This is a genomic window from Okeania sp. (assembly GCF_035285525.1).
Classification (GTDB): domain Bacteria; phylum Cyanobacteriota; class Cyanobacteriia; order Cyanobacteriales; family Microcoleaceae; genus Trichodesmium.
Genome location: NZ_JAYKGW010000174.1, coordinates 19916 through 39109, shown reverse-complemented (window position 1 = coordinate 39109; position 19194 = coordinate 19916). Strand labels below are relative to the sequence as shown.

The following is a 19194-nucleotide window of genomic DNA, read 5'->3' as shown; positions in this document are numbered from 1 at the left end:
AAAATATTGGTTATCGTGTTTATTACCAGTTACTTAATTCTGCTGATTTTGGATTGCCTCAAAATAGAGAAAGAGTTTTTATTGTCGGAATTAGGAAAGATTTAGATATAGATAATTTCTCTTTTCCCGAACCATTGAATTTACAAGTTAAACTTTTTGAATTTATTGACGATATCCAGAGCGATATTGATATTCAAAAGAGAAAATTATCACCAGATATTTTGTTTAATGGCAATGTTCCAGTATCTAGGAATAAATTTCAGAAAAAGGATGAGTTGAATGATTTTTTTGTTTTTTGTGATACGAGAAATGGTCATACAACTATTCATTCTTGGGATTTGATTAAGACAACTAAAAGAGAAAAGTTGATTTGTGAAACTATTCTCAAAAATAGACGGAAAAAAAAGTACGGAACTAAAGATGGTAATCCTTTATCTTTTGTAGATTTATCTGAATTAATAGATAATTTGCAAATACAAGAATTGAATAATTTAGTAGAGAAGAAAATTATTCGTTATATTGCCGAACAGGGTTATGAATTTGTCAATTCTAAAAATTCATCGGGAATTAATGGCATATATAGAATATTTTTACCTCATTCAGAAATTGTGCCGACTTTAACTGCTACAGGTACAAAAGATTGTATAGCTACAGTTTCTATTAATGCAGAAACTCCAGAAGAGTATAAATCTTTATTTATCCAGGAAATTTATCTGCAGAAAAAGTATAGGTATATAACTGCAAAAGATTGTGCTAAGTTACAAGGTTTTCCTAATTGGTTTAGAGCGCACAGTCGAGAGAATATTGCTAAGAAACAATTTGGAAATACTGTATCTATTCCAGTAGTTTATTATTTGGCTAAATCTTTAGTTAGATTGTTAGGTTTTATTGGTTAGATTTAGCTCTATATCAATCCAATATATGATTCAGCCACATACAAAAATAATTATTGACACTATCAGGATATAATTTGACGAGAGATAAAGCTAAGGAAGTAAAGAAATCCCCGTTACAAAAATCACTTCTGACTTCTAACTTCGTTAAAGAGGCGATCGCTCACCTACTGTCAAAAAATATTTTGAGGAAATTTGCCACTAAGACAAATACCCGAATTATTTCCATGACAATTTGCAATGTTAGCTGAAAAATCAAAGAAGCCAACACCGAATGTTATATAGATATGCAGAAAAATCTAGTTAAGCTAAAAAATCAGATTCAAAGTTAACCAAACCTTTAAGATTTCTCTTCCTCAAGTTCTATATCTCGGAAAATTTTGCGAATAATTTTAACATAAGGCTCAACCTCAATCCAGAGGCGGGCACCACCTGCTTGACTTTTGTTAGGTTTATGAGGTCGATAAACGATTTTGCAATTTCCCAGAATTTCTACTGCGTGACAGCTATCGTTTCTGTTTCCTTGTTTAACAGAAATAGCTGGAAGAGATGTACCGTGGTCTCGGTTATAGTCGATTTCTCTTCGCAGTACATGAATAAAAGTATTGCCTGTACGCTGTCCTTTATTCCAAGTGCCTTCAGGACCTCGGCTACCAGGGATAATTTCTGGCATTCCTTTATTGTTCAAAGGAATTAACCAGAAGCGTTTCACTTTTTTTGCTCCTATCACACGACCTTGTCTGAGAAGTGACCCGAGTCGGCGAGCAGAAATATTTAGGAGAAAAGCTGCTTCTGTTGTACCAACTTTATCTTGTTTAGTTTCAGTATTTATATCTTTCATAAACTGTTTCGGAATAGATTAAAGGTAGACAGGGTAAGTATTCGCTATCAAAGCAAAATGATGTAATTTGGGAATAATTTTTAATTTTCCAATTTTTTATTTTTCACTATTAACTTTGATAGTAAATTGTTCAGCAAAATAAAATAGGTTCAATCATATATAGGACTTACGCATAAACGCTATATGTAGTGCTAAAAACTATAGCGGAATAGTTTTTTAACTCCATAGATAGTACCTACTGTGTAAGTCATGATATAGTTTAGATGGGTTCAAGTATTATAGCAATCTGTGCTGGCATATTGACACTTTATTTTTTGTACACCTTTTCTAGACTGCATTTTGATCTGGACGTTATAAATACCTGAACACTCATTGCTATATCTGACTTTCTTTTTCCTTTTTTTCTCCCTTGTTTAAAACAAATGCCTTTAATAATCCCCTCCTCACACTTCCAAAAAATTTCTACCCACGCCGAAACATCTTACCCTAATGAATGTTGTGGCCTAATATTAGGTCAGCAAAACCAACAGACAAAAACAGTAATCGAAGTCTGGCCTGCTGAAAATGCCTGGCAAACAGAAGCAGATGAATATTGGCCGGAACAAAAAGAATTGACAGAAGAACGAAGATATGCTATTCTGCCAGAAATAATGCTGAAAGCCATGAAATCTGCCAGAGACCGCCACCTCTCCATCATTAGCATCTATCATTCTCACCCAGACCATCCAGCCATCCCCTCAGAATTTGACCGTATTTACGCCTGGCCAGAATATTCCTACATTATCCTCTCGGTGGAAAAAGGCAAAACTACTGACTTTCTCTGTTGGTCTCTTGACAGTAATCATCAGTTTCAACCAGAAGAAATTGTTAAAAGATAAGCAATAACCTCGATAGCAGGTTTAATGTAGATAATTTTGGGATGTTATAGCAACCGACAAGGGGATTAGGACATGGACTGATAACGGACTTAGACTAGAAAAAACTGTTCCCTATTCCCTATTCCCTGTTTCCTGTTCCTTGCTATAAAAAATTTCTCTAAACAATTAGACTTAAATTGCTATGTTAAATCCAAATCTGGAAACAATCCAGTTAAATACAGATGAGTATCAACGTTACTCGCGCCACCTGATTCTACCAGAAGTAGGATTAGATGGTCAAAAACGTCTTAAGGCAGCCAAAGTTCTATGTATCGGTACGGGTGGTCTTGGTTCTCCACTACTGTTATATCTGGCAGCAGCAGGAATTGGAAATATTGGCATCGTAGATTTCGATATTGTGGATCATTCCAATTTACAACGACAAGTTATTCATGGTACTTCCTGGGTGGGTAAGCCAAAAATTGAATCTGCGAAAAATCGGATTCACGAAATTAATCCCCACTGTCAGGTTGACCTTTACGAAACCAGGATAAGTTCTGAAAATGCTTTAGACATTCTCAAGTCTTATGATATTGTTGTTGATGGTACGGATAATTTCCCGACTCGTTATTTGGTTAATGATGCCTGTGTACTGTTGAATAAACCTAATGTCTATGGTTCAATTTTCCGTTTTGAGGGTCAGGCAACGGTGTTTAATTATGAAGGTGGACCTAACTACCGCGACCTTTATCCGGAACCCCCACCCCCAGGAATGGTTCCTTCTTGTGCCGAGGGTGGTGTATTAGGAATTTTACCAGGGATGATAGGAGTTATCCAAGCGACGGAAACTATTAAAATTGTTTTGGGTAAAGGTACAACTTTGAGTGGTAGGTTGTTACTTTATAATTCTCTAGATATGACTTTCCGGGAATTGAAACTGCGTCCTAATCCGGTAAGACCAGTGATTGAAAAGTTGATTGATTATGAGCAGTTTTGTGGTATTCCTCAAGCTAAAGCACAGGAGGCAGAAAATAAGATGGCTATTCCAGAAATGACGGTTCAAGATTTCAAGCAATTATTGGATAGTGGGGCAGATGATTTTGTCTTAGTTGACGTCCGGAACCCCCATGAATATGAAATTGCAAAAATTCCTGGGTCTGTTTTAGTGCCACTGCCAGATATTGAGCAGGGTTCTGGGGTGGAAAAGGTTAAGGAATTAATGAATGGTCATCGTTTAATTGTTCATTGTAAGATGGGTGGGCGAGCGGCTAAAGCATTAGGTATTCTGAAGGAAAATGGTATTGAGGGTACTAATGTTAAAGGTGGTATTATTGCCTGGAGTCAGGAGATAGATTCTTCCGTGCCTCAATATTAATTAATAAGCATTCAGCTATTAGCACCTCAGCACTTCAGCTATTAATATGAAATCCACTTTTGGAGGATAAATAAAATCAATATTGGCAAAAGCTTCAATCTTGGTAAGGTTTGGAGACTAAACCTTACCAAATATTAAATTTATCCTCTAAAGTTAATAGCTGAAAGTTTACATTAATTCATCAGAGGGAAGAAGGTAGAGGGAATAAGAAAAGCTGAAATTTATATCAATTAGGCTAATTAAATTAGCTATAAAAAACCTTCTCCCTTCTGACCTTTATCTGCTAATTAATTTGTAAGCATTCCGCAGGAAATGCTTACCGAAGTTTAAATGAATATAGACTTTAGAGCTGACTTTTTTAGCAAGATTTTTCGTTTCTCTATTAAATATTGCTTTTATCACTAACTAAAAACACTCTGATGATAGCTGACTGCTGAATGCTGAATGTTTAGATTAATTTTGAATATCAGTTGAGAAAATTAGTTGTAGATTAACTTTATTTTGGTAGTTAGAAGAGAGCTTAGTTTGACAATAAGTTAGGTAAGGATTCAACTATTAGAATTTCCTAAGGAATGTTTCGCAAATAGCATTTAGCTTTTTTCAAAAATCAAGCAATTCTAAGGTTAGTTGATGACCAATTTTATTTATAATTTTTACTTTTCGCTATTAGGCTAATTCCTTCTTTAGTGTGATAATAAGTTAATAATTCAAGGCTGATAGCTGATAGCTGAATCCTGAATGTTTACTAAATTAGATTTGATTATTTTTCATAAATTATATGAGTTATAAAGTTTCAGAAAAAGAAGTTAAGAGAAGTAAGAGTATAGGTTGTCAAGATGAAAAAATAGTAGCAAATTTTTTAGCAGAATTACCTCAAGTTTTGGCATCTCTAGAAAGTATTGCTGAGAAAAAGGATTTCCATAAATTATCTGAATAATTGTGATTAAAAAACGGGATAAAATTGATTTTTTGGTAAGCATTTTAGGGAAGTTGTATAAAAAAAATGTTAACTTCCCTAGAGCTATCAGCAATAAGAATCCTCTTTTTTTTTAGTAGAATTTAACTTTTGTTTCAGAAAGTACAGCAACAGTAATAGCTGATAGCTGACAGCTAAATGCTTAATCATTTTGCTTCAGACCAAACTCCAGAAAATATATTTTTCACCGCAATTGTAATTCGCTCAATATCTTCTTTTAAAAGTGGTGGCCACATAACTCTTTTTTGTCTACCTGTTTCAAATAATTTGAGACTTTCCATTGCTAATAAATATAATCCGGTAACTAATTCTCGGTCTAAAAGTGGGTCTCCTTGTAATGTTTGAAAACAAATTTTTAGAGCTAACAAAATGTTAGTTACTTGACCAGGAATAGGAGGTTTACCTTGTTCGAGACGCATCAGAAAAGCATCTGGGTTAATTTTAGTTTCTAGGGCAGTTCCTTGGTCAATCAGAAATTGACGGGCGGTTTCATAATCCATATTAAAAATTTAGTTAGTAGTTTTGATAATATTAATGTAAGCATTTACTGCGGAATGTTGCTCAAACAGCCGTCAACTAACAGTAATTAGGGCTTGCTGAATTATTGATCAAAGTGTTTACGGGCATTGGTTTCAGCATTTAAAGTATGCAACACTCAAGCTAACCAAATCTCTCAATCTTCAAGAAAACGTGGCATTCTGATCCATCAACAAATCCAAAACTACCATAACTTACGCAAAGACACTATATATGGTGTATTGGTGCGTTACGCTTCGCTAACGCACCCTACTGCATTGTTTCACCTTAAATGGTGCAATAGCTGTAGGTTACAAAAATGTTTCTCCCCTACTCCCCTACTCCCCTACTCCCTAATGCACCATTTTAGATGAAACAGTCCACTACTAATAGCGTTTATGCGTAAGTCCTAACTACCTCCAAGATCAACCCATCTCCTGTTCTTCCGCTATCGAAACATATTGGCATAATATTTTACCTTTATTAAAAAATATTTACAAAATTCAACTCATAGAAGGCCATGTTTTCCATTATGAGGTACTGATAACTGATAACTGAAATGAAGTATTGGTATCAATGGCAACAACGACTGGCGGATTTTTGGCGACTACAGAGTGTAGCATAATCCAGCACTTTTGTAGGTTTTTGTTATGTTTGTTAAGCTAGATTTAGTAGTCTCAGTAGGAGTTCTTGAATAAATCTATAAACCCATAATTTTCAGAGTTTTCAGTGCTGAATTTTCTTGTAGGTAGTGCCAGAAAATGGAGAAAGATGAACAGTCAAATTACTGCCCATTATCTATTCTCTGCTTTTACTCATAAAATTTTTTTCAGCAAACCCTAATTTTATTTCTGAAGAAAAATAAATTCATCCTTTTGCTTATTAGAAGGATAAAAAATCTATTTATTTTATCTGTGAGTTTTATCAGGATTTATTTTTCATCCCTCTGAAAATTTATTCAGAACATTTGCCAATGGATAACTGATAATTAGAGATATGACGATAGCTCCCTTGTGAAATACTGAGTAAGAGAGGGAACAGTCAAGAATTTCTATATTTTTCATTATCCATTAATTAGTCTATTTCTAGACTTTAATTAAATTCAACCGTTGTTAAATTTTTGCTTGTGATTTTCTTTGTAAGTTTATTAAAGAGGGACAATAAATATGAATCATCAACTCAGTTTAGTTTTTCAACATGACTTAAACATTGTTGAAAAATTAGGTTCTATTTCGGCAGTACATAATCCTAAAGATATTAATCATTTAGAACGACGACAACAACAACGCGCTATTAGTTTACCGATGATTAAAGTTGCTATTGTTTATGGAAGTAGACAGTTTAGTTATGGAGCTATAACTTATACTTTGACTGATAAGAATTTACGCAAAACTCCTTATAATAGGTTTATAGATGTACTGCGAGGATTGCGAGTTGTGTGTGTTAATGGATTGCCAAATCCTAAAATTATGACTGCTTATTGGCATAATAAAACTAAGCGAAAAGTTCATAGATAGCTATTTAATTTTTCTGTTTTTGTTTGCCCGAAATTCTAATATGTACGAACTGAAACAACTAAAAAAAAAGAAACCCGGTTTCTCCTAGAAACCGGGTTTTTAAGTTTATTTATGGCTTGTTGATTAAATCTAAAAGTATTTACATCAGGACTTACCGAATAATTAATAATTAATAGTTAATAATTAATAATTAGAGTTTGGGCTTCTTCAGTTTTTTATTTGAGGAGAGAAGCCAGAATCCAGCAATCCTGGAATCTAGGAGGAATAAGAATCATAGAAGAGGTAGCCAGAAGAATCTTACTCTATTTTTTTTACCCCTAGTCTTGCCCAAAATCCTAGATTTTTAAGCTGGAATCACTTAAAAGCTGGTACTTTATTAGTATCTATAAATGCTAAAAGCAATGCCCGTAAACACTTTGATAAATAATTCAACAAGCCCTAATTAAGAGTTGATAGTCAATAATTATTTATTCAAAAATTCACGGGTGGAAGCCTCTCCTTAGATAGATGATAAATCAAAAATTTTCATGATTAGTCAATCCCCTTCTTTGAAGAAGGGGTAATTATCAATTCAGGACTTACGGAAAAGCACTATATATAGAGTTTTGGTGCGTGACGCTACGCTTTTCATGTCGCGCAGCAAAACACACCCTACCAATAGCGTTCATGCGTAAGTGCTATAATTATTAATTGCTGAAACAGTGACCCTAGATATAGTGCTTAAAACCCCATACGCAATAGTTTTTTTTAAATCTACATATAGTACATTTGCGTAAGTCCTGTACATATAAAAAATATAGCTTTTTTCCTGATTGAAAAATTGCAGCTTTTCTAGCTCAAACTACCAAAAAGTAGAGTTTCCGAGAAATAGGGTTTTAGGGAAACCAAGGGTAGAAAAATCAAAGAACAATTATTCCTCATACTTCCTTTTTACTTCCCACACTTTCCACACTTTTCTTTTTTTTTAGCAAACCCTATCTATTTTCCTTGATTATAGCAGTCGAAGCAAAGGGCGCAGAAATTTATAAATCCTGTTTGCGGAGCATTTCCCTACACAAAAAACCCTTGATAATCTTCAGTTCCCTACTCCCCTCCTGTTCCCTGCTCCTTAGGGCTAGGGGCTATACCAAAATAAACATCAAAAACAGCTTTAGCAACAGGAGCTGCTCCTACAGAACCGTAACCACCTTCTTCAACTGCAACCGCGACAGCAATTTCAGGATTATAAGCAGGTGCAAAACCGATATACATTGCGTTATCAGATTGTCCTGGAAGTTCCACCGTACCCGTCTTCCCGCCAGACAATGGAATTTTACCATCATTCAACCACCTACCAGTACCCTTTCTCACTACATCAATTAATCCTTCTCGCACCGTATTAATAGTAGAAGGTTTTAACCCAGTCTTAATTGACTTAGTAGCATTAGTATTAGTTTGAGAAGCCAATAAATGAGGTTGCACTCGATATCCACCATTAGCGATCGTACTCACCATCACTGAAGATTCTAAAGGCGTCACCAATACCAAACCTTGACCTATTCCCATAGTGACAGTATCAGCAATATGCCAAGGTTCTCCATATATTGTCTCTTTTTCCTTGGGAGTAGGAATCTGACCATGATTACCATTTAGTCCGAGTAACTTTAAGTCAATACTGCCACCAATACCTAACTCTCGTCCCCACTTAGAAATTTGTTCGGGACCAATTTTCACAGCCGCTTGATAGTAAAATGTATTGCTGCTATAAGCTAAAGCATCCCGAAAACCAATTAGTCCGTAACCACCACTGTGTTCATTAAAGCTAATACCACCAATAGTCACAGAACTGGCAGTTGCAATTTTGGAGTCAGGAGTATATTTGCCAGACTCTATTGCTGCTACTGAAGTAACAGGTTTGAAAGTGCTTCCGGGGGGATAACCTTGAAGAGCGCGATTCAAAAAAGGTTTAGTTGCACCTTGGAGACGTTGCCATTCCTGGCTGGTAATTTTACCTGTAAATATACTGGGGTCGAATGTTGGTGTGCTTGCCATTCCTAAAATTTCCCCTGTTTTAGGATTAATGACAACTGCTGCACCCCGGCGATTTCCTAATGCTTTTTCTATAGCTTTTTGAATATCAAGATCGATGGTTAATTTTACAGATTTGCCTGGAGTAGGGCTTTCTACACCCAACTCTTGCAGTTCATTACCTTTGGCATCAACTTCAATCAAACGATTACCCCAAACTCCTTCCAACTCAGAATTTGCTAAACGTTCGACTCCCATTTTTCCCACGAGCATTCCCATCGGATATTTGGGGTTAGCTATCAATTCTTCTTTGGTTGCTTCCCCAGTGTATCCAATTAAATGAGCTGCTAAACTGCCGTTAGGATAATGACGAACGTTTTCGGTACGAACTTCTACTCCTCTGGTTTCACCAGCTTTTTCTGCTAATGCTACGAAAGTAATGCGATCTATATTTGAGATAATTCTGACTGGTAAGGGGGAGTTATAGCCAGTTTCTTCTAACTTCTTGATAATTTCAGTAGCTGGAATGTCTAAGACGGTACTCAGTTCTGCTGCCACCTCAGACCATTTTTCAGGTGTGTATTCTTGAGGCCATAAATAGACAGAGCGAGAGAGAAGGTTGCTTGCTAATATTCTGCCTTTGCGATCGTAAATTGTGCCACGACTTGCTGCTACTGGTGTTAAACGAATGCGGTTATTTTCGGCACGTTCGCGGTTATGTTCTCCCTGAATTAATTGTAATTGCACTATACGATAAGCATTGATGCCAATAAAGGTAGTAATTACTAACATCATTGTTAGTGCTTGTACTAAGCGATGACGTTTTGAGACACCTTGCTCAACGTTGTTTCTGGGAACATAAGGAAATTTAGAATATAAACCAAAATTTTGAGTCATTGTTAATGATAGAGTATTTTATTTTTATTGTTCTTGGTACGCTACTTTCCTTCCGGAAGATTAACCACTGTGTGTACATTTTTTATGTGGAGAATTACCGAATAATTAATAGTTAATAATTAATAATTAAGAGTTGATAGTCAATAATTATTCATTCAACAATTCACGTCTGGAAGCCTCCCCTTGGATAGAGGACAAATCAAAATTTTTCATAATTAGTCAATGCCCTTCTTTGAAGAAGGGGTAATTATTAATTATTAATTATTAATTGCTGAACGGATTTATTGAATTCAACATTAATTGAATAGTTAATAAATAGGGGTTGTTGAAACAGTCTTTTTGTTAGGATAGGGAGTAGTTAAGAGTTAGGAGAAGCAGGGAGTTGTAGAAGAAGTAGTTATTCATAATCCACCCCTATTTTTTCTGTCATAATTACTCCAAAATCGTAATTTTTTGCTCAAAATAACTGTCTCTTCATTTTTCTGCCATAGATAGTTATACTCAATCCGGTTATCAAAATCCTTTTATAAAAATTGGCTCAATTCTTTTTTATTAAAAGCCTAAGCTATAAAAATCAAAGGTGTTTCAATAATGGATAATTGATAATTACCTCTCCCTAAAAGGAAGAGAATTGAATAAAAGGAAAAAATTGATTTTTTCCCCTTTAAAGGGGAGGCTTTAAGGCGCAAATTATTGAATTATTTAATTATTAATTATTCATTCGGTAAAAGCTGGATTTAGTATTGGGGCAAAATGCTAAACTTTTGAAGCATTCAGCTATTATCTGTTAGCTATTCCTGGGAAATGCTGCGCAAACAGCAAACCTTATCTAAGAGTTAAAAATACCTTGAAATGAATATAATCTTTAAAGTCAGCTTTGATAGTAATATCCAATTTATCTTAATTAATAAATCTTTGATATCAAACTAAAATAAATAGCTGACCGCTGTTTCCTGACGATGCAGAATGGTTACAAATTTTTGAGCCATAGCAATCAAAAGATTGTAATTTTTTTGGTAAAAATGATACTAAAACTTTCATCTCTAAAAGCTTTTAAATTTAATCAACAAACCTTAAATAACGACGGAAGATTTAGGTAGGGAAACCGTGGAATTAGTTATGTATAGAAGCTAGGAACAGGAGCGTATTTTAAGTTATTTAAGGAAGAGAAAGTTTTTTCTATGAAAATACCAAATTTGATTTAGATATAGCATAGGGATATTGCCTGTGATAACTCTACCACAAGCTTAATGAAATTCACTGTATAGTGTTAAACGCTAGGAAACAGCCGTTGTTTTTTAGGTTTAAAAATCAAGGTTGGTAATGGATAGCGACGGAGCCAAGATTAGGGAGTTATTTCAGTTATTAATTATCAGTATTTTCTACTGAAGTAAAAGGCTGAAAATACTGAATCGAATATTTTTTTCATCTCCTGGAAAGAGGAGACTTCAAACTTTATTTTTTAGTCATTTTCAATTATGACTTATCAGTCTAAAATTTTAAAAATTTTGGACTTGAAAACTAGAAATTTTTCGACCCAAAAAGGCTGGATTGAATTATTTGTAAAATTTTTCAGAGTTAATTAGCAAGTCCTAATTATCTGGACATGATATTGCAGTTCTATCTAAAATATGATATTTCTAGTTGCAGTTAGGTAGGGGAACACTAAAATTGGAGACCTACAGAATTTCAAAGGTATTCAGTTAAGTAGGGATTAACTTAATCAGGACTTACGCAGACGAACCCAGAAATCCGGTTTCTACAAGAAATCGTTGTTTTGAACAGTAAGAATCTACGATCGTACCGGGTTTCTTTGCGTAAGTCCTGTTAATATAACCGTTATTATACCAGAAAAGGTAATTTTTCCAATTTTTTTATAGAACCTATTTGGAATCTCTGCAAAAGTACAGATTTTTGGCCAAGGACAGGACTAAGGAGATGGGGAAAATATTTACTCTGTTAAAATTATGATTACTATAGCTGATAGAACCCCTAACTATATCTTTGCTCAGGATTAAATTTGTCAGGACTTACGCAGAACCACCACATTGAGTAGTGGCAAATTGCATTTGCCCTCTACAGGTAGTTTATTGTCTAAGAGTTTGCGTCAGTCCTGACTATTTTATATTGACGTAGAATAAAGACAAAAAAAATGCTTAATTTTTATTTCTAATAGTCATGGCTATAAGTCTACCGTTTAAGAGCTTATTTCAATTTTATAAGCTTTAACTTTATTCTCAATTCCTGTAATATCTGTACCAACAACAACTGCATAAGCTCCTAAATTTATCGCTTTTTTTGCCATGGCGGGAGTTGCTATTCCACCTTCACAAATTGCTGGGGTTTCTAAATTTTTTATCATTTCTTCTAATAGTTGAAAACCAGGAGGAGTTGCTGTTTTTGTTGATTGAGTATAACCATATAAAGTAGTTCCAATAATATCTGAACCTGCTTTTTCTGCTAGTTTTGCTGCTTCAATAGTATCTATATCTGCCATTACAGGTTTGCCTAACTCTTGGTGAATTTTAGTTATTAATGAGGTTAAAGTTTCTCCCTCTGGACGTTCTCTGGAAGTAGCATCAATAGCAATAATATCTGCTCCAGCTTCAGCGATCGCTTTTGCATCAGAAAAACGAGGGGTAATATAAACTTCATATCCTGGTATTTGTTGTTTCCATAAACCAATAATAGGTTGATAAATTCTCTGTCGCACTGCGTGAATATGAGATGGGGTATCTATTCTAACTGCTACTGCACCTTGATTTATAGATGCTTGCGCCATAGCGGCAATAATTTCTGGATTATGTAAAGGGGAATCAGGGGCAGCTTGACAAGAAACTATTAAACCTTTTGGTAATAGTAAATGAGGATTTTTGTTAGTCATAATTAAACAATTTTAGGGAATAGGGAATAGGGAACAGGTAAGAGTTACGGTTCTCGATAAATCAGTTTTTTTATTTACTTTTTGATTTGTCATATTTCATTGTAGGGGTTGGGAAACCAACCCCAGTGCCAAAGAATTTGGAGACCAAACCCCTAAAGTTTTTTCTCACAAATCATTTCTTATGGCTATAATTTAAGATTAGTACAAATATTTATGCTTTAGTTAATAATTCTATCATTTTACTCAATAAATATTCAAGATTAATTGGTTTAGAGAAACATTCATCTACACCAACAGCATAATAATCTTCCCAATTTATTTCTGTATTAACATTAGTTAATGCCAAGATTTTAATATTTTTAGTGCTGTTTGTGGTGTGTAACTGCTGAATAATATCTAAACCATCAATTCCTGGCAAGTTCACATCTAAGATTACAGCTACAGGTTGTAACAAAATAACTTGCTCTACAGCAGTAGAACCTTCTATTATCCAGACAACTTTTAATCCTGCTGCTGTTAAGATATCACAAATAATTGTGGCAATATCTTCTTCTTTTTCAATTAAAACTACTGTACCTTGCAAAGATAAAGTATTTGATGAATTTTTTACTTCTGGCTTAAGTTTTTCATTGATTGATTTAAGTGGTTGTGCTGGTAATTTTACTGTAAAAGTAGAACCAATATTAACCGTAGATTCTACTTCAATAATACCACTATGAAGTTCAACTAATTGCTTGGTTAAAGCTAGACCTAAACCAGTGCCACCTTGTTGACGATTATAAGGAGAATCTAATTGTTGAAACTTCTTAAATAATAGTGGTTTTTGGTGTTCATAAATTCCCATACCAGTATCTTCTACTTGAAAAATTGCTGTCTGTCGATCTCTGATGACTTTAAGTATAACATTTCCACCACTAGGAGTAAATTTAATTGCATTGCTAAGAAGATTAAATAAAATTTGTTTAACTCTCCTTTGGTCAGCAGTAAATTTATCTAATTCTGGATTTATATTCTGTTCAAAAGTTAGTTTTATCTGATTTTGCTCAGCTTTTTCTCTAAAATTTTGCCAAAGTTCATAACTGAGTTTAGATAGAGAAAATTCACTAATTTTCAAAACTGTTTTGCCTGCTTCTACTTGAGATAAATCTAGAATATCATTGATTAATTCTAGGAGATGTTCACCACTATCATGGATTGTTTGTAAATAGGTTCTTTGCTTTTTTATAGGTATTATTTTTGCTCCTCTATTGCCATAAGACCATTGCAAAAGAGTTGAAGAAATACCTATAACACAAGTAAGAGGAGTGCGTAACTCATGGCTCATTGTTGCTAAAAATTCACTCTTAGCACGATTAGCTGATTCGGCACTTTTAAGGGCATCATAAAGATCTTGGGTTCTCTCAATTACCCGTTTTTCTAAAGTTTGTTTTTGTTGTTCCAATTCGGCATATAATTGAACTTGATAGATGGCGATCGCTAGATGTTCTGCAATTTCTTGGAGAAATGTTTTTTCACTATTTTGCCATTCTCGTTTACAATTTTGATGAGCAATTAATAATCCCCATAATTTTTCATCAACTATAATTGGTACTACTAATTTTGCTTTGATTTGATATTGCTGCATTAATTCTAGTAGAGCCGGAGATTTACTATAAGTTATTTCAACATCAGCTATGGCATGAATAGAGTTTTTACGATATTCAAGGATAGAACTATTAGGAGGAAAAAAGCAATTTTCTGACTCATTTAAACCTAAGACAGAATAAATTTTATCAGATTCTAAAGCTTCATAGTTTACAGAACCTTTTTCTTGATTTACTACTTTAATATTATTTGTTAATAATAAAGGTTGCTGAAACTGATAAATTAATAATCTCTCTACTTTTAGGAACTTTCTTACCTGTTCTACAGCAGTAGATAAAATTTTTGGTAATTCTAAAGTTTGACGAATTTGAGTGGCAATTTGATTCAGAAGTCTTTCTTGTTCTATTTGTTTTTTTAAAGCTTGCTCAATAAATTTGTCTACTAATGAATAGTTGGAATTATTCAACACTGAGTCTGATAATAATAATTGATTATTTTGTGGAAAATTAGTTTTTGTTGTTAATTCAGTATTCGGAATAGAGATGCCACAAGTATCAACTGTTGAATTATTTTTTGAGAGGAAATTTGATGTCTGAGCAACATCTGTTTTTTGAGAATTTTTAGGCTGTAAAATAGAATCTATATTTTCGCTATCAGTCAATATTTTTATTAAATTTAAAGTAAATTCGCTTTGGATATTAGCATCATTCACTTTGAGATTATTGATTCTAGATTTAAGTTGAGATATAATTAAAGATTGACTTTGATTTTTCTCTAATTGATTAATAATTTCCTCTACAAAAACTTGAATTGTTTTTGGGTCAAAAGTTAGACCTACGTTAAATATTAAATTTTCCAAATTTACCCTTTTCAAAGAGTAGCTCAAAGAGTTAAATTGGAGATCATCATTTTGTTTTTGTTCTTCTTGATTCTGACTTTGACTGTTTGATAAGTCCTTAACTATTTTGCCCCACAAAAGTCCATTAAACTCTGGAGAAATCACCACTGTAAACTTGACCCCTGAAAATGTAGGGTGTTGAGTCGTGGCAAATATATTTTCTGTAATAACTATGCTTTCTAAACATTGAGATGTCCGTTGTAATAACTGACTTAATAACTCAAGTTTATTCAAAGGCAAAGCTAAACTGGGTTTTGCGGGTGGAAAACTAGGCATTTCCCTGGTTGCTTTGTATGAAATGGCCATAATAATATTCCGGAAAAGTATAGCTGAAGTCAGAATTAAAAAGTTAAAATCTTGCTGTAACTATAGAAAATTGGAGGATGTCTTAACAGTGGTAACAACTGCTATACCAAAAGTATTAGAAGAAAAAGCAATAGATATCTCTCAGACTTAAAAGTATGGCTAAAGGTCCATCACTTAATCTTGATAGTCTATTTTACATCGTTCATTTTTCTTGCTGAGAGCAAATAGCTAATAGTTATTTGCGCAGCATTCCGCAGGAAATGCTTACTGTTTTTTACAGCCTGTTCCTGATTAATTTTAATGATTAACCTAACACAACTTAAACTCAATTCTACTATTGGAAACTTGCCTTCTCACGATTTCCAAGTTAATTCTGCTACTTTAGGAGAAATAGTAGCTAAACAATTTAGACTACAACCAGAATTACCGGGAGTTATTATTACTACTCAAAGTACCCAAATGTTGGGTATGATTTCCCAAATTAGATTTCTGGAATATATGAAATTACCTGAAAAGAAAAAACTTTATTATAGATGTCCTATTTATAAATTATTAGATTTTCTCAGCACTCCTCCTCTAGTTCTTTCGGAAAATTTTCAAATTAATGCGGCAGCTATTACGGCACTGAATAGGCCGAAAAAGTATATTTATGAACCTCTAATTATAGTTTTATCTAATGGCAGTTTGAGATTGATAAATTTACATGATTTACTATTAGCACAATCAGATATTTTGCTAAATTTATACAAGAATATGCAAGAACAAACAGAGAAATTTCCAACTGAAAGTTCAGAATTATATCTAGAAGAAAATGATGATGAACCTACAGGTTTTCTCTTAAAGTCAAAACCTCTAATCAAAAAAATTGAAAAGAAACTTAAGCAGGAGAGAAATAAATCAGCTCAGGAAATCTAAAAATAATGGATAATGAATAATGGATAATGAATAATAGATCATAAATAATGGATCATGAATAATGAATAATGAAAATGTAAGCATTCATCTATATAGCAGACAGCTTTCAGCAATTAAGATGTTAGTTTTAAGGTAAATATTCAGCTATTAACTATCAGCAACAAGACTCTATTTTTAAAGCTATCCATTATCAAGTTTTATATTAAGAGAAATGTTTATAAATATAGTCTTAAAGATCGGATTTACATCTAAAACAAAAAAATAGCTGATAGCTAATTGCTAAATGCTTACCTTTTAAGGATAGGGTTTAAATGAATATAGACTTTAAGCTAAAGGAATTTGTAGTAAAATTTAATTCTTTTTTAACTAGCTTTTAGCATTCAGCAACAATAGCTGATCAGCTAATAGCTAATGGCTGAATTCTTATATGAAAACTACCTCTAATTATCCATTGTTAAGGTAAGAATTTACTTCGGAATGCTACACAAACAAGTATTACTTGTTAAGTCTAAGCTTTTTTTAATAAATTAGGAGAAAAATAATGAAGTTACCAACTTTTTTAGTTGTCGGAATAGAGAAATCAGGAACTACATCAATATATCAATATTTAAACCAACATCCCCAAGTTTATATGAGTCCCGTCAAAGAAACAAACTTTCTAGAAAGAGATTGGGAAAATTTTCAAGGGAAACCAAATCCAAAAAGAATTGATACTTGGGAAAAATACTGCAATCTTTTTAACGATGTTCAGGATGAAATTCCTATTGGTGAAGTATCTCCAAATTATCTTTTTCATTACCAATCTTCATCTGAAAGAATTATTAAATATGTTCCTGATGTCAAAATGATAGCTATACTTAGAAATCCAGTAGATAGAGCTTATTCTGATTATTTAATGCACCTTCGTGATTCAATAAATGTAGAAAAAGTTCGTTCTTTAACCGAACAAGTTAAATTTCGTGCTGATACTTCTTTCACTCTTAAAAAAGGACTTTACTCTACTCCAGTCAAGTATTATTTTGATACTTTTGGCAAAGAAAGACTAAAAATTTATCTCTATGATGACTTATCTAAAGATGCTTTGGAAATGATGCAGGATATGTATCAATTTATTGGAGTAGATAGTAATTTTAGTCCAGATACTTCTAAGCGTCAACAAGTTGCCGCAGTTCCTAAGAATCAATCTCTAAATAATTTAATCAAAACTAAAAATCCTATAAGAGGAGTAGTTTCATCTGTTTTAAAGGTGGTAATACCTTTAGAAATGCGACAAAAATTACGCTCTGGTTTAATTAACTTAAATTCAGGTGGAAAAGAACTTAAACCTCTTTCTTCAGAGGAGCGTAAAATATTAAGTGATTTCTACCGTGAAGATATTCTTAAACTACAAGATTTGATTCAAAGAGATCTTTCTGCTTGGTTAGGAGATTAATAAGTATTAAGCTTTAAGCATTCAGCTATTAGGAATCAGCTTTTACTTCATAAAGCAAAAGTTAAACCTTATTCAAAAAACAGGCTCTTAATATTATTATAACTGATGCCAATCAACCAGGTTTCTAGGGTAAAAAAATCATTTTTCTTGACAATAAATATCTACCCTCGTACCGGGTTTATGGGCTTACCAGGGATGGAATAAATATCTCTTGTTCCTAATGATAACTACTCAACCGGACACGATATTCTTGCTAAGAAATGATGGCTAATAACTGAATACTTACTGAAATAATTAATAATTAAACAATTAAATAATTAGGGCTTGCTGATTAAATATAAAAGTCTTCATGGATAAAGATTTCAGTCTTTTTAGGGTCGGAAAAAGTGCAAGTTTTTAGGTGGTGAGGGTTGAAAAACTTAGGATTTTACATTAACTAGGACAGAAAAATTAAGAAACTATTTTTTCAACTAATTCTTCTATAACTCTACTAAATACTTACTCTTAACTACTTCCTACCCCAACAAGAAGACTTAATTCACCAAACCCTAATTAAATAATTCGCCCCTTGAAGCCTCCCTTTTTTTTAAGGGGAAAAAAATAAATCCTTTCCTTTTAGCGAATCCTCTCCCTAAAAGTGAGAGGTAATTATCCATTATCGATTAATGAATCTTAGCTTATGCAATTTTCATGTTATCCTACAAAATTAAGAAATAACTTTTCTGGAAATTTTTCTGTAATCATCATCACAGGTTGGCGGTTATTAAAAACGCGATAGGTTCTAAACAACATTTTGTCTTCTTTTTCTACTAGAAAATAATCTGCTAATTTACCTATAGATTCTTTACCAGTATCAACTATTTCTTTAAAAGTTTCAACTCTATATTGCAGCCAAAGTTTACCAATGGGAGTCTCTGATTTTAGTAAAGCATCTTGAAATTTTTCATCAAGTCTTTCTGGCACAATAATTGATTCTGCATAAAGGTAATTTTTGCGACTAATTTTTCCTTGCAAAAATATTTTCCTTTCTATTACTTTAGTTCCTTTCGATAAATTTAATACCGGAATTTCTGTGATGGTCGAAACTAATTCTTCTGATAATTTTACGACATTAATATTTTCTAAACTGTAGGCTTCTAATATTTCTGTAACTGTTCCATCTGTTGTTAACAAAATCCTTTGAAAAGTGCTAAGACTTGATGGTTCTATATGACTCCTTTTTAAGGATTTATCTAAATCTTCCCTCATTAAGTTAGAGTTAGATTCTACTTCTGTTTCTGCATTTTTTACTTGCAT

Annotated in this window: 15 protein-coding genes; 9 read left to right on the top strand and 6 right to left on the bottom strand. The window is 33.2% G+C overall.

Annotation, left to right across the window (positions count from 1 at the left end; genetic code table 11):
- Both VKJ25_RS16885 and VKJ25_RS16880 read left to right on the top strand, forming a co-directional pair.
- A partial coding sequence (locus VKJ25_RS16885; protein ID WP_324237805.1) for a DNA cytosine methyltransferase occupies positions 1-896 on the top strand: 896 nt, incomplete at its 5' end.
- Between the two features lie 53 nt (positions 897-949).
- A complete protein-coding gene (locus VKJ25_RS16880; protein WP_324237804.1) occupies positions 950-1144 on the top strand; it encodes a hypothetical protein in 195 nt (64 codons plus the stop codon).
- Positions 1145-1233: 89 nt separating this feature from the next.
- On the opposite strand, the gene VKJ25_RS16875 is transcribed toward VKJ25_RS16880, so the two are convergent.
- Positions 1234-1734: a DNA-binding protein gene (locus VKJ25_RS16875; protein ID WP_324237803.1), complete on the bottom strand. Its 501-nt coding sequence runs from the start codon at positions 1732-1734 to the stop codon at positions 1234-1236.
- 422 nt (positions 1735-2156) lie between these two features.
- On the opposite strand from VKJ25_RS16875, the gene VKJ25_RS16870 reads away from it, so the two are divergent.
- The 3 genes from VKJ25_RS16870 to VKJ25_RS16860 all read left to right on the top strand — a co-directional run bounded on the left by VKJ25_RS16870 (position 2157) and on the right by VKJ25_RS16860 (position 4903).
- Positions 2157-2612 (top strand): M67 family metallopeptidase, encoded by a 456-nt coding sequence (locus tag VKJ25_RS16870; RefSeq protein WP_324237802.1) that lies wholly within the window; start codon positions 2157-2159, stop codon positions 2610-2612.
- A gap of 181 nt (positions 2613-2793) precedes the next feature.
- Positions 2794-3966 (top strand): molybdopterin-synthase adenylyltransferase MoeB, encoded by a 1173-nt coding sequence (moeB, locus tag VKJ25_RS16865; RefSeq protein WP_324237801.1) that lies wholly within the window; start codon positions 2794-2796, stop codon positions 3964-3966.
- A 778-nt stretch (positions 3967-4744) separates the two neighbouring features.
- Positions 4745-4903, top strand: coding sequence for a hypothetical protein (locus tag VKJ25_RS16860; RefSeq protein ID WP_324237800.1), 159 nt, complete (start codon positions 4745-4747; stop codon positions 4901-4903).
- Positions 4904-5088: 185 nt separating this feature from the next.
- Here the strand turns inward: VKJ25_RS16860 and VKJ25_RS16855 are convergent, their stop codons facing one another.
- A complete protein-coding gene (locus VKJ25_RS16855; RefSeq protein WP_324237799.1) occupies positions 5089-5442 on the bottom strand; it encodes a Dethiobiotin synthetase in 354 nt (117 codons plus the stop codon).
- A 1182-nt stretch (positions 5443-6624) separates the two neighbouring features.
- On the opposite strand from VKJ25_RS16855, the gene VKJ25_RS16850 reads away from it, so the two are divergent.
- Positions 6625-6975, top strand: a complete 351-nt coding sequence (locus tag VKJ25_RS16850) for a hypothetical protein (RefSeq protein ID WP_324237798.1) — start codon at positions 6625-6627, stop codon at positions 6973-6975.
- A gap of 1083 nt (positions 6976-8058) precedes the next feature.
- Here the strand turns inward: VKJ25_RS16850 and mrdA are convergent.
- The 3 genes from mrdA to VKJ25_RS16835 all read right to left on the bottom strand — a co-directional run bounded on the left by mrdA (position 8059) and on the right by VKJ25_RS16835 (position 15551).
- Entirely contained in the window at positions 8059-9879 is a 1821-nt protein-coding gene (mrdA, locus tag VKJ25_RS16845; protein WP_324237797.1) for a penicillin-binding protein 2, read from the bottom strand.
- 2197 nt (positions 9880-12076) lie between these two features.
- Positions 12077-12763: an N-acetylmannosamine-6-phosphate 2-epimerase gene (locus VKJ25_RS16840; RefSeq protein ID WP_324237796.1), complete on the bottom strand. Its 687-nt coding sequence runs from the start codon at positions 12761-12763 to the stop codon at positions 12077-12079.
- Between the two features lie 211 nt (positions 12764-12974).
- The gene (locus tag VKJ25_RS16835) at positions 12975-15551 is read right to left on the bottom strand and encodes a hybrid sensor histidine kinase/response regulator (protein ID WP_324237795.1); all 2577 of its coding nucleotides are present in this window, start codon (positions 15549-15551) and stop codon (positions 12975-12977) included.
- On the opposite strand from VKJ25_RS16835, the gene VKJ25_RS16830 reads away from it, so the two are divergent.
- From VKJ25_RS16830 to VKJ25_RS16820, 3 genes are all read left to right on the top strand, one after another.
- Positions 15544-15702, top strand: coding sequence for a hypothetical protein (locus VKJ25_RS16830; RefSeq protein WP_324237794.1), 159 nt, complete (start codon positions 15544-15546; stop codon positions 15700-15702). The genes VKJ25_RS16835 and VKJ25_RS16830 overlap by 8 nt on opposite strands.
- A gap of 149 nt (positions 15703-15851) precedes the next feature.
- On the top strand, positions 15852-16466 hold the full coding sequence (locus tag VKJ25_RS16825; RefSeq protein ID WP_324237793.1) for a CBS domain-containing protein: 615 nt from the start codon (positions 15852-15854) through the stop codon (positions 16464-16466).
- A 541-nt stretch (positions 16467-17007) separates the two neighbouring features.
- Positions 17008-17898: a sulfotransferase family protein gene (locus tag VKJ25_RS16820; RefSeq protein WP_324237792.1), complete on the top strand. Its 891-nt coding sequence runs from the start codon at positions 17008-17010 to the stop codon at positions 17896-17898.
- Positions 17899-18591: 693 nt separating this feature from the next.
- Here the strand turns inward: VKJ25_RS16820 and VKJ25_RS16815 are convergent.
- Entirely contained in the window at positions 18592-19194 is a 603-nt protein-coding gene (locus VKJ25_RS16815; RefSeq protein ID WP_324237791.1) for a chorismate--pyruvate lyase family protein, read from the bottom strand.